This window comes from Prevotella pallens ATCC 700821, assembly GCF_000220255.1.
In the GTDB taxonomy this organism is placed as follows: Bacteria; Bacteroidota; Bacteroidia; order Bacteroidales; family Bacteroidaceae; genus Prevotella; species Prevotella pallens.
This window is the reverse complement of record NZ_GL982513.1, coordinates 335,674-347,181: the sequence shown is the minus strand read 5'-3', so window position 1 is coordinate 347,181 and position 11,508 is coordinate 335,674. Positions and strand designations below refer to the sequence as shown.

Genomic DNA, 11,508 nt, shown 5'->3' with positions numbered 1-11,508 from the left:
CCTTACAATAAAGGTTCTATTTTTCTTATTATAAAATTTTATTTTCTAATTATAATTTCAAAAAATATAATGTAAAACTTTCTCGTTTTTTATTATAAAAAAATTAGTCCACTTATAGCTATAAAAAAATAATCACTCTAAATGCTGAATATATTTCTCTAAATCTTCATTGTTGAGTCCTAATCGCTTTCTTAGTCTATAACGGAGTTTGTAAAAACCTGAACCAGATATATTAAGTATAGACATAATTTTATGTCCGTCGAGTCCAATCTTTATGAGGTATACTAATCTTTTTTCGGCTTTGGTAATAGTTGGATATTGCATTTCTAAACGCTTACAAAAATCATTATCCATAATTTGAAACTGTTCGTTAAAGAACTGCATTCTTTTCTTCTCCTTTGGATCGCTTAGCATTGCTAATTGTAACGACATTGATATATTTTCTTGTTGCGATTTAATTAGCTTCTTTTTTTCTATCTGCATTTTAAGTTTTGATAGTTCTTTTTCCAATTCAGTATATCTAAGCTTATCGGATAGTTCTTTTGCTTCAAGTTCTACAATTCGTTTACGTTGCTTGGTGCGATAATAAATAAGAAGAGCTACACATACTACGAATAAAGCAACTACAACAATAAGTGGTAATAGCATACGTTGTCTTTTTATTTCTTCGTATGCTTTAAGTTTTTCGCTCTCTATTTTAGCCTTCTCTTGTATTTGTTTAATTTTAGAAGTCGCCATTGCACCATTCAAAGAATCGCGCATATTGTAATACTGTGTAAAATGATTGATAAAAGAACGATAATCCTGACGTATGGAATCTATATGAATTATTGCTTGTAGTGCCTCCACTTGAATATTTAATTGCCTAAAACGTACACTCTGTTTAAGGCATTTTTGCGCAATATTATAAATAGAATCTGGACGGCTGTGTTGTTTTGCTATAAGCAAACTACAATATAACAGTTGGGTGTGAAAGAATTTGTTATCTTGCTTATCTAAACTATTAAGAATTTTTGAGGCTTCTTTTATCTTTCCTTGTTTAATATATATTTCTGCTAAGTTACTTAAGTCGGTTTGAAGAAAAACTTTGTTATTTATGCTATGGTCGTTTGCAATAGCATATTTCATTACTCGCTCTGCTTCTGCATAATTTTTACAGTGTTCTAACAAATATACTACGTTTGCATAATAGTATCTATATTTCACTATTGGAGAAAGTTGCTTCAGTGCACTACGCGCTTTTATCAGATTTTCGTGAGCCTCTTCCCATAAACCAATACCCTCATATAATAAGGCAAGATGAATTTGGCATATTGCTTGTTTTTCTTGATTATTAGTTTTTTCATAGAAAGTTTGTGCCTTTGAAATATCTCTATATGCCTTTACAAAAGAATAATTTATAATATCTAAATACGAATTATTTAGCAAACTATCGGCATACACTTTTTCTTTGGTATGCACAAAAGAAGAACAACCTATATTTATAAATGTGGTTGCCAACAGAAAAAAAATTGTTACTATATCTATGCGATGTATTCGAGAAAAACTCATGGTAATACCTTTTTGCCACAAAGATACAGAAATCTATATACTACATCTTATTTTTTAACACTTATTCAATACATTGTCTATATTATGTCTATATTCATTTTTTGTTTTCTTGCAGAGAAATATCTTATTTTGCGAAATCAATGTTAATAAAATTCGCAATATGAAAAAGCTAAGGTTTTTAATTCTTTCAATTGTCTTGTTTATAACTTTAGGAGTTATGGGCGAGAAAGGTGTATTATTACAACTAAAGAATGGTTCAATTGTTGGTTTCGCCTTTTCTGATAAACCTACAATGTTAATTGGATCTGCATTAGAAATTCGTGCTAAGAAAACGGTTGTTAGTTATGATTACAATGAAGTAAAGCGAGTATATTGGGGAGAAGTTCAACCCAATAGTATATCGTCTGCCAAAGATAATGTAAATAGTGATGTAATATTTCGCATAAATTCTAATAGTTTAAGCGTATTTGGTTTATCAAAAGGGGAGCGTGTTAGCATATATGATACTACAGGACGATTGATTACAACAGCCATTTCGACCAAAGATAATGAAACTTTAAACTTATCTTTAAAAACATCTAATGGTATTTATATTGCACGAACAAAGTCTGGCATTTCTTTTAAATTTACTCTATAGGTTTTACACATTCTATTATTACCAAATAAATATAAATAAGCAATATGAAAAAGGTTTTATCTATTATTTTTACTATAATGCTCGCTTTAGGAGCAAGTGCACAAAATACTCATGATATAATAGTATGGCACGGAACAAAGTCGGAAACTATTCAAGCTGTTGATAGTATTACATTTATTAAATCAGAAGAAAAAGCAACTTATATAGATTTAGGACTAAGTGTAAAATGGGGAACTTGTAATATTGGTGCAAAAAATCCTGAAGATTTTGGTAACTTCTATCAGTGGGGAGACATTAAAACAAAAGAGAGTTACGATTGGAACACCTATAAATACGGAACAGATCGTAATAATTTAGAGAAATACAACGTGAAAGATGGAAAAACAACACTCGATTCTGAAGACGATGCAGCCATAGCTAATATGAATGAAGGCTGGCGTATGCCTACTCCTGCAGAAATAAAAGAATTAGTAGAGAAATGTACGTGGGAATGGACCACCGTTAATAATGTTAATGGATACAAAGTAACTGGTAAAAATGGCAATTCTATCTTCCTTCCAGCAGCAGGTGTAATGTTTGATAAGAATCCTTATTATGGTGGAAAGTACGGTTACTACTTATCTAATACGTTACGCGAAGGAGACGAGGCTTATATTAAGATGTATGCGCAGGGATTTTCTTTCCAATCTGATAAATATCAAGCAGACGATCGTATTGCACGTAATTATGGTATACCTGTTAGACCAGTACATAAATAAGAGTATATATTATGACGAAGAAATATATTTTATCTCTTCTTTTCTTAATCATAGCATCAGTAGTATTTGCACAGCAGCAAATAAGTGTTAAGATATGGAAAGGAGGAAAAGCCGACATTATTGAACAAATAGATAGCATAACTTTTCCCAATACTACACAGCATATTACTTGTATAGACTTAGGATTAAGTGTAAAATGGGGGTCTTGTAATATTGGTGCAGAAACGCCAGAAGCTTATGGAAATTATTATGCTTGGGGTGAAGTTAATACAAAAGAGAACTATAGTTGGAACAAATATAAATATTACGAACCAATATCTAAGAAGATTACAAAATATAATGCTTCCGACAAGATAACTATATTAGAGGCAAATGATGATGTTGCTACTATTTTGTTAGGAAATAAATGGCGAATTCCAACATCGGCAGAAATGGAAGAACTAGTAAAAAAATGCACATGGAAATGGTTCGAAGACGAAAAAAGTGGATATTGTGGCTATTGGATAACTGGTCCTAATGGCAATCGTATATTTTTACCAGCTGCAGGTTGTATAAATGGGAATGAGCCTTATGCTGCAGAATTTTATGGATATTATTGGACATCGGAAAATGTTTCTTTTGAAAATAAATTAGCTGTCCATTTATTTTTTAATGACGATAAAGCAAATGCCTCAAATGTGAGCAACCGTTATTATGGTTTCAGCATACGACCTGTTCAACAGTAATTAGATAATTGTAGAAAAAGAGTAATAGTATTTATTTGTTATCCATCTTTCTCTTTAATACACATCGTTGGTTTATCTTTTATTGTTTACAAAGCATATATACATTCTGTAAAACTTGGGAAGATTTAGAACTGAACTCTATGTATAAAGCATATAAGTAACACCTAAAATTTAAAAAGAATATACAGAAAAGACTATCACATACACAAACATAACAGTATAGAAATTATGAAAAAACAACTAATAAACAGAACGTTTGTTGCTATCGCAGCATTCACTATAATGTTATTATTCTCAATAACTATAAAAGCACAAACAAAAGAAGCATACGCCGTGATGGATACCACTGCAAAAAGGTTGTCGTTTTTTTACAATTCTAATAAAGATTTGTACACTAAAGACATTGTTTATACTTTGCCAAATTCTACTACAGACTATCCGGAATGGTGCTTAGAATATAAAAGAAAGGAGATTACAACTGCAATTTTCGATAGTTCGATGAAAGACTACTATCCTGGCTCTACAAGATTATGGTTTGATGGCTTTGAAAAGCTCACTACTATTGAAGGAATAAAAAACCTTAATACAGACAATGTAACTAATATGGGTGGAATGTTTTCTGGCTGTAAAGTTCTAACCACACTTGATGTGTCTGATTTTAAAACTCAGAATGTAATTTATATGGATTATATGTTTGATGGTTGCGAATTGCTGAAAATTATTGATGTTTCTAATTTTGATACCAAAAGCGTAACCAATATGAGTTTTATGTTTTATGGGTGTAAAGCTCTGGAAACAATTGATGTGTCAAACTTTAATACACAACTTGTTACTGATATGAGCGATATGTTTCATAACTGCGAATTGTTAACTACAATATATTGCAACAGTGTTTGGGATTGCGAAGCATCTATTTGTATGTTTCAAGATTGTAAACAGCTGAAAGGAGGAGAAAATGGCAATGTGGTTTACGATGAAAACAAAATTGATATAGAAATGGCAAATCCAACAACTGGCTATTTTACAAGGAAAAAACCTTCTGGAATAGAGTTTCAAGGAATAGAAAATAAAAGGTTGCATAGAAGTATCTACACTTTACAAGGTACACGCTTAAACAATATACCTGAACATTCTGCACAGGGTATTTATATTATAAATGGGAAAAAGGTTGTGAAGCAATAAATTTTTATAAACAGAAAACAAGTGGTCCATACTATTTATTAGAATTCAAAGACTAGCATTTTTTCTTTTTATGTGTTTATAGACTTTTTATATTGCTTCAAACAAAGTCTATTATCATTAAATGGGTATCAATAGAATAAACTACCTTATTTAATATAAAACAAAATAAAGCCTTAGCGAAGTGCTAAGGCTTTATTTTCGTTTTCTTCCATTATTTCTCGTTCTCCAGGACCTTTATCGTTGATACCACAAAGGTGGAGTATGCCGTGAATTATAACACGATAAAGTTCTTCTTCATAAGTTTTTCCAAACTTTTCGGCATTGGTTCGTACTGTATCGAGAGATATTACAATGTCGCCATTTAGAATATCGCCTTCGCAATAGTCGAAAGTAATAACATCGGTATAATAATCGTGGCCAAGATATTCGTTGTTTACTTCTAAAATCTTTTCATCGTTTACGAACATATAGCCTATTTCGCCTACTTTACGCCCGTAGGTTGCTGCAACTTTTTTTATCCAACGTGTAGTTTCGCGTTTTTTTATCGTGGGGAGTTTTACGTCCTCTGCATTGTATGTTATCATTCTTTGTTTTATTTATCGTTTCTGTGGCAAAAATTCGGTTACATCTCTGCCAAAATGTTTAAGTTCGCGTACAAGAGTAGAGCTGATACTGGCAAATTGTGGTTCGGCTACTAAAAAAAGTGTATCCATTCCACTTAAAAAATGATTTATATCTGCTTGTTCTCGTTCGTATTCAAAGTCTTTTATGCTTCGTACACCTTTTATAAAAAAGGTAGCTTGTTCTCGTTTTGCGAAATCTATTGTAAGGTCTGAATAGCTTTTTACCTCTATTTTTGGAATTTCTGCATAAAGTTGTTGTATAGCCAACATACGTTGTTCGGCAGTTTGCATATATTGTTTGCGTTCGTTTATGCCTATGCCTATTACAATTTTATCGAATAAGGGCAATGCTCTGCGTACAATAGAGTCGTGTCCTATGGTAAAAGGATCGAAACTTCCTACGAATAAACCAATCCGAATTTTATCATCAGTGCAATTCTCCATATTCTTTTTTAGTTCTCTTTTATAACTTTGTAATTAAGCTCACAATATGATAAAACATCGATTTCATCGATATATCTTAATGCTTTATTAGCGTAAAGAAGCATAGAAATGACTTCGTGGTTTGCTGTTTATTACCATCGCATTTGTAGATGGTGCTGAAATAGTTAATCCACAACAAGTGTTTATTATATGTGCTCCGTCATTGGTTAAAGATGAATAATATTGTGCAGTGTGGCGTTCAAATGGAATAAGTTGTAATAAAGCTGCATCGAATTTTCTTATTAAGTTAGCATCTCCAGCGCATAGTTTATGAATATAATCAACAAAATCGAAGAATGCTGCAGGTCTGTATCCATCTAAGACTTGCAAATTAGAATCAACATTTCTACCTATTCTATATCTGCTATTAATGGCAGTTAACACTTGCATCATATTGTCTACTTTTCTACAATCGGTTACAGAGATGGTTCCATAATGATAATCTTTGCCATTATATGCATAGTTAGAATAGAAATTGTAGAAACCTTCTACTGCTTTTCCATAATCGGGTTGTATAGATGCAAGATATTTCCACATTTCATAATAAGGCATTCCGTGTCCCATTATTTCTGTTGGACAACCTATAAGATAATCGGTAACATTTCTCAACTCGTAAGCTGTTTCTATATTTGCCATATAACAATCGTCGAAAAGAAGGAATTGCAAATGGTGCATATTTGAATTTCTGATTCCTTCTGCCAAATCATCAATATTCATTTGAATATCTGAACCACCAAAATAACGAGTTTGTCGTGTTATGGGTAAACCTAACATTTTGTTTCTTGCTCTGTCCGCTTCTATACTTTGCAACATTGAACGAGATGTACTTCCTGTATATATCCACCCTACTCCATGCGAACCTATCATCATAGAATAGATAGGAGCAGGTGCTATTTTTACTACTTCGTTCAATAAGCTCGACATCTTTGAAGGTGTATTCATTGCACCGTCGTTATAAGTTTTAAGCGTATCGTCGTAACATTTTCCGTTGCGATATGTAATCTTTATGAGATGACTTTTATTAGGGTCATTGGCAATTAGGACTAACATATTGGTTTGTTTCAATCCTTTTTGCTCTATTATAGCCTTCTTCATATCTTTGATATTAATTACGAAGTATTTATACAAATTCACAGCAGAACCTGTCCAAGGCATATAAACCAAAATTGTTTTTCTTTTGTATAATCCTCATCGTCAGGTTCATCTTCTTTACTACATGAGACGATGAAAGACGATAAGAATACACAAAGCAACATAATAATATTACGAAAAAGTAAGGTTTGTGCACCTTTTGCTATATATGAATACAAAAATTGTTTTCTCATTCCTTATATCTAATAAAACATAAATACTATTTAGCCTGCAAATATAAGAATAAATAATGAAAAACCCAATGTAAGGCGTTGTAATTCCGAACATTGGGTTATAAAATGATGAGATAGATTATATTAAGTACGTATTCTATATAAAATACTTACTTAATATCTTACATAAAGTAAGTAGTCTTCTACCTCTCCAACATCAAACTTATCACAAGAATCAGCATAACTACCTTGTTTCATAGAAACACGTACACGATAGAATCCTTTTGATAAGTTGCGTGGTAGTGCAAAATAGCCATAAACTGTACCTGTACTTGCCTTTTGAACAACTAACTCTGAACTGTCAAACTCCTTGTCGTTATTAAAATCAATCCATACTCGCCAGTAGTTTGTACCACGACGACCATCAGGACTTAATGTGTAACGTACATTATATCCAGAATAACCCATACCATACTTACTTGTAAAGTTAGAATAACCTGCTGAATTACAAGTTGAATAGTTGTTCATACCACCTAATTCTACAAAACGAATATAGGCTGTACAAGGACTTGTTGCTGCACTCTTACAATATTCTGTAGGACCTGGATTTGGATCTGGTTTCGGATCTGGTTTTGGATTTGGTTTTGGATATTCCTTATTAGAGATATAGATATCGTAATCTTCTACCTCACCAGAAGTAAAGCTACCTACTGATTTTGCATAGCTTCCCCAGCTCATACAAACACGCATACGTATTTTTTCATTTGTTGCATTTGTAGGAACTCTAAAACTTTTCTTCAGACTAGTATTACCGTATGTTGTTCCTTTGGCAATCATTTCGTCGTCATCAAATACCTTATCGCCATTATAGTCTATCCATGCTGTCCAATACTCTGTATAAGTAGTTCCAGTAAAACCTGGAGTGAGTGTCAGATAATAAGTTGAACCAGGGTACAACAATATCGGGTCTTGTGAATAGTGTGCATAACCTGTACCTGAACTTCCTGTTACATTTCCTTCATTACCTATTTGCACATTTTTAATATATGTAGTTGCACAACGTTGCCCCCAAGCTTTGCCATAATCAGAGTGATCGTCTGGTTCTGGATTTGGTTTCGGATCTGGATTTGGTTTCGGATCTGGATTTGGCTCTACACCTCCAGGAGGAGCAAAGTTAATAACTATAGATTGGTTATTATTAAAACCACCACCTGAACCACCACCTGTTCCTAATGAACCAGGATTAAGTGCATGAAGTTGGAAATAACCGTCAGACATTCCTCCCCAACCCCAATTAAAGTGGAAATAATTGTTGCTAGTATATCCATCACACACGAAAGAATGTGCACCACCTGTGCCACCACCACAATATTGTACTGGACGACCAGCATCAAGTTCGCGCTTTACTAATGCTATCCATTGGTTATAACTATAGCTAGAACGTTCTGCACTTTGTACATTTGATGGATACTTATAGTATTTCTTCAAAGCAGCTGGCACATATTGTTGCCATGTTCCACTACCATAAGGACTAAAACCCATATCAAGAGCCACAGCAACACCATAACAGAAACGAGCAACTTCGTCATTTCTCTGTCGTAATACTGATTCTGGCATTGCGTCCCAATCAATATTGTAGTCGTAATTGAACGATAATGTACCATACGATGAAGAATAACTGTGCGAACCTGTACCACGTTTCGGATACTTATAAAGACGCATAATTTGAGAAGTTGCTGTTGCAACACAACCTACAGGAGTTCCTCTTGGACAATAAGTATTATAATATGGCTGTTGGTTCCATTTTATTCTACCCAATAATGGACCTACTATAGCTTCAGCACGTGTTGGAGTAGACTCTAAATAAGCATTACGTAAATCTTCTATAGCAGTAGAAGGTTTAATTTTAGTGTTTGCATCTTTAACCTCTACGGTATAGTTATCAAACATATACTGTACACCGTCTGGAATACTTGTAGTAATAAAAGGATTGTCGAAAGAGAATCCGAGTACTGGATATGTAACTTTCGAGCCTGAAACTACAACGTAAGCTGTAGAATCTAAATTAATAACATAATAAGATGGGTGTGCATTTGCTTCAGCACGTGTACCAGCTTTTATATCAGTAAGAACAACTTTTAAATTTCCACCACTTGCTGCACGTGTTACTGCTGATTCTGGACCATTATTCTTAATAAATCGTTTTGCAATTTCAATAGCTTCATCTTGACTTACATAGACATTTGCATCAGAAACTGGTTCTGCAGGATTATCTACTTGGTCAGAACATGAGAAGAAAAAAGCAAATCCAAAGACAGCCATTGCAACCTTGAATAGTTTTTTCAGAATTTTATTCATAGTAAAATTTTTATAGTGTAAAAGAATAATCTTTTTGCAATTAGAAAAGCATAGTTACAACATGAAGGTTGCAACTATGCTTCACCTACTATTGATTATTTAAAGTATATATCTGATATTTTGAATTGTGTTTCTGTAGCTATACCTTTACCATGACCTACAACAGAGAACTTATGTTCACCGTTCTTATGTGTAGCTAAGATATCAGAAACATAGAATTCTTGATATGTTTCGCCATAGTCCTTATCTTTCGATGGCTCATCATTATCGTACAAGTGAGTATAAACACGTACACGGCTACGCATAAAGTCTTGGAAACTAATACCATCTGGCTTTTCTATTGATAATATACATCTCTTACCATCGACGTTTGTAAAATCATTTCCCTTCTTTACAAAAATGTAGTTTTGACGATTAATATTAAAGATATCACCAACTTTCTGATCGTTGAATGTCATCCACGCATCACCGTACATTTCATACTCATCACCTTTTTCGTACTTATAGCTACTTTCTGAACCTCTAAGACCTGAAAGACTCATTTCAATGAACATCTTCTTAAATTCAGGAACGAAAGTACGACTAACTATATCGTATTCGCCACGTGATACTACACGGCAGATAGAATTATCTTTAGCATAACGCAAAGAGAAACTAATAGGTGTAGACTCTGACATAGAGATGTCTGCAGTCATATATTGTTTAAATCCTTCCCAACCATCGGCAAGTACAAGGCTCTGTTGTGTTGAACCACCACCGATAATTGTCATACTAATCTTACTTTCATCGAACACTTTCTTGTATTTTGCTTCTAGTTCTGTATTCAGATTAATAGCATTAACAGCCAATTTGAATGCTGCTTGTACTTCTGCAAGTGAGTGTTTTGTATCTACACTCAAGAAAATCATACGACCGTATGTAAGGTTGCTTACATAAACTGGCTGATAATCGTTGATGATTTGAGGATCAACAGATGTGAAAATTGTTGGAGTTTTTGGGAAATCGGTAGTAACAGTGTATTGTTTCTGAATGAACTTTGCCAAAATATGGTTTTGTTCTTTCTCGAAATCGAAGCCCAAGTTAGCAGCTATATCAACATATTCATTAGCAAATGAAACTCCTATTTTAGCCATTGCTTCTTCTTTAGAAGTAACTAGTTCTACACTATGTGTAGATGTTACAGCATTTGGCTGATAGTTTGCTTTTCCCCAATCGTTAAAGATTTCACGGTAATCGCTCAAACGAGGATTGAAAACGGTTCTTCTAATAGAACCAGATGGTGTATCACGATCTACAACTTTGCTGATAGAGAATGTAATATCACCTACTTCTGCCTGTGTTATAGGAGTAAATGTCCCATCTTCGATAGAACTACCACGTAAAACACAACCAGGATAAAGAATCTCTGCATTAGGATCGAACACTATTGCTTCATCGAATATGTGAGAAGCTTTATAACGTTTCTTTGTAACAACCCAATATCCAGGTACACCGTCATTGTAACCAGGTATATTTTCTGTTGAAACTTCAGAGCCTTCTGGCGTTGCTTCAGCACGTGTTTCAAGAGGAGCACCTGGAACTTTTAGTGTTCCTAAATAAGCCTGAATCTTAGATTGCTCTTTAATAATACCACTTGTAGGACCATTTGTCGATTGTTGACCTACATCGATTACATCGTCTACATTAGAACAACTGCTTAAACCTAAAAAAGCTGCTGCAGTTAACAGATAGATAATTTTTTTATTCATAATAATACATTTAAAATTTTAAAATGTGATGATATCGTTATTATCGATACGAACAGACCAAAAAAATACTTTTCTCTATTTTTAGATTGTTCTCTCGTAAATCTGGTCTCAGTTCTTAGCTAATGCGTTATTCTCGGTG

The 11,508-nt window shown here is 33.4% G+C and carries 11 protein-coding genes; 4 read left to right on the top strand and 7 right to left on the bottom strand.

Annotated elements, in window-relative coordinates; translation table 11 throughout:
- Window positions 1-132 precede the first annotated feature (132 nt).
- Window positions 133-1,461, bottom strand: coding sequence for a helix-turn-helix transcriptional regulator (locus tag HMPREF9144_RS01390; protein ID WP_249031146.1), 1,329 nt, complete (start codon window positions 1,459-1,461; stop codon window positions 133-135).
- Between the two features lie 250 nt (window positions 1,462-1,711).
- Here HMPREF9144_RS01390 and HMPREF9144_RS01385 point away from each other — a divergent pair, with 250 nt between their 5' ends.
- The 4 genes from HMPREF9144_RS01385 to HMPREF9144_RS01370 all read left to right on the top strand — a co-directional run bounded on the left by HMPREF9144_RS01385 (window position 1,712) and on the right by HMPREF9144_RS01370 (window position 4,853).
- A complete protein-coding gene (locus HMPREF9144_RS01385) occupies window positions 1,712-2,188 on the top strand; it encodes a T9SS sorting signal type C domain-containing protein (RefSeq protein ID WP_006044008.1) in 477 nt (158 codons plus the stop codon).
- Window positions 2,189-2,232: 44 nt separating this feature from the next.
- Window positions 2,233-2,946 (top strand): hypothetical protein, encoded by a 714-nt coding sequence (locus HMPREF9144_RS01380; protein WP_006044007.1) that lies wholly within the window; start codon window positions 2,233-2,235, stop codon window positions 2,944-2,946.
- Window positions 2,947-2,957: 11 nt separating this feature from the next.
- Window positions 2,958-3,671 (top strand): fibrobacter succinogenes major paralogous domain-containing protein, encoded by a 714-nt coding sequence (locus tag HMPREF9144_RS01375; RefSeq protein ID WP_006044006.1) that lies wholly within the window; start codon window positions 2,958-2,960, stop codon window positions 3,669-3,671.
- A 228-nt stretch (window positions 3,672-3,899) separates the two neighbouring features.
- Complete coding sequence (locus HMPREF9144_RS01370; RefSeq protein WP_006044004.1) at window positions 3,900-4,853, top strand: BspA family leucine-rich repeat surface protein; 954 nt, start codon at window positions 3,900-3,902, stop codon at window positions 4,851-4,853.
- Window positions 4,854-5,026: 173 nt separating this feature from the next.
- Here HMPREF9144_RS01370 and ybeY read toward each other — a convergent pair whose 3' ends face one another.
- The 6 genes from ybeY to HMPREF9144_RS01345 all read right to left on the bottom strand — a co-directional run bounded on the left by ybeY (window position 5,027) and on the right by HMPREF9144_RS01345 (window position 11,369).
- Window positions 5,027-5,437, bottom strand: coding sequence for an rRNA maturation RNase YbeY (gene ybeY, locus HMPREF9144_RS01365; protein ID WP_006044003.1), 411 nt, complete (start codon window positions 5,435-5,437; stop codon window positions 5,027-5,029).
- A gap of 12 nt (window positions 5,438-5,449) precedes the next feature.
- Window positions 5,450-5,920 (bottom strand): pantetheine-phosphate adenylyltransferase, encoded by a 471-nt coding sequence (gene coaD, locus HMPREF9144_RS01360; protein ID WP_006044002.1) that lies wholly within the window; start codon window positions 5,918-5,920, stop codon window positions 5,450-5,452.
- Window positions 5,921-6,007: 87 nt separating this feature from the next.
- Window positions 6,008-7,054: a clostripain-related cysteine peptidase gene (locus HMPREF9144_RS01355; RefSeq protein WP_257009638.1), complete on the bottom strand. Its 1,047-nt coding sequence runs from the start codon at window positions 7,052-7,054 to the stop codon at window positions 6,008-6,010.
- A 35-nt stretch (window positions 7,055-7,089) separates the two neighbouring features.
- A complete protein-coding gene (locus HMPREF9144_RS13740) occupies window positions 7,090-7,284 on the bottom strand; it encodes a hypothetical protein (RefSeq protein WP_257009637.1) in 195 nt (64 codons plus the stop codon).
- 153 nt (window positions 7,285-7,437) lie between these two features.
- Window positions 7,438-9,621 carry a C10 family peptidase gene (locus HMPREF9144_RS01350; RefSeq protein ID WP_006043999.1) on the bottom strand — a complete coding sequence of 728 codons (2,184 nt, stop codon included), beginning with the start codon at window positions 9,619-9,621 and terminating at the stop codon, window positions 7,438-7,440.
- Window positions 9,622-9,716: 95 nt separating this feature from the next.
- A complete protein-coding gene (locus HMPREF9144_RS01345) occupies window positions 9,717-11,369 on the bottom strand; it encodes a thiol-activated cytolysin family protein (protein ID WP_006043998.1) in 1,653 nt (550 codons plus the stop codon).
- Window positions 11,370-11,508 lie beyond the last annotated feature (139 nt).

Bases quoted from the DNA above. Each gene is read 5' to 3' on its own strand.
- HMPREF9144_RS01385 (WP_006044008.1), top strand. From the start codon at position 1,712: ATGAAAAAGCTAAGGTTTTTAATTCTTTCAATTGTCTTGTTTATAACT.
- HMPREF9144_RS01380 (WP_006044007.1), top strand. From the start codon at position 2,233: ATGAAAAAGGTTTTATCTATTATTTTTACTATAATGCTCGCTTTAGGA.
- HMPREF9144_RS01375 (WP_006044006.1), top strand. From the start codon at position 2,958: ATGACGAAGAAATATATTTTATCTCTTCTTTTCTTAATCATAGCATCA.
- HMPREF9144_RS01370 (WP_006044004.1), top strand. From the start codon at position 3,900: ATGAAAAAACAACTAATAAACAGAACGTTTGTTGCTATCGCAGCATTC.
- ybeY (WP_006044003.1), bottom strand. From the start codon at position 5,437: ATGATAACATACAATGCAGAGGACGTAAAACTCCCCACGATAAAAAAA.
- coaD (WP_006044002.1), bottom strand. From the start codon at position 5,920: ATGGAGAATTGCACTGATGATAAAATTCGGATTGGTTTATTCGTAGGA.
- HMPREF9144_RS01355 (WP_257009638.1), bottom strand. From the start codon at position 7,054: ATGAAGAAGGCTATAATAGAGCAAAAAGGATTGAAACAAACCAATATG.
- HMPREF9144_RS13740 (WP_257009637.1), bottom strand. From the start codon at position 7,284: ATGAGAAAACAATTTTTGTATTCATATATAGCAAAAGGTGCACAAACC.
- HMPREF9144_RS01350 (WP_006043999.1), bottom strand. From the start codon at position 9,621: ATGAATAAAATTCTGAAAAAACTATTCAAGGTTGCAATGGCTGTCTTT.
- HMPREF9144_RS01345 (WP_006043998.1), bottom strand. From the start codon at position 11,369: ATGAATAAAAAAATTATCTATCTGTTAACTGCAGCAGCTTTTTTAGGT.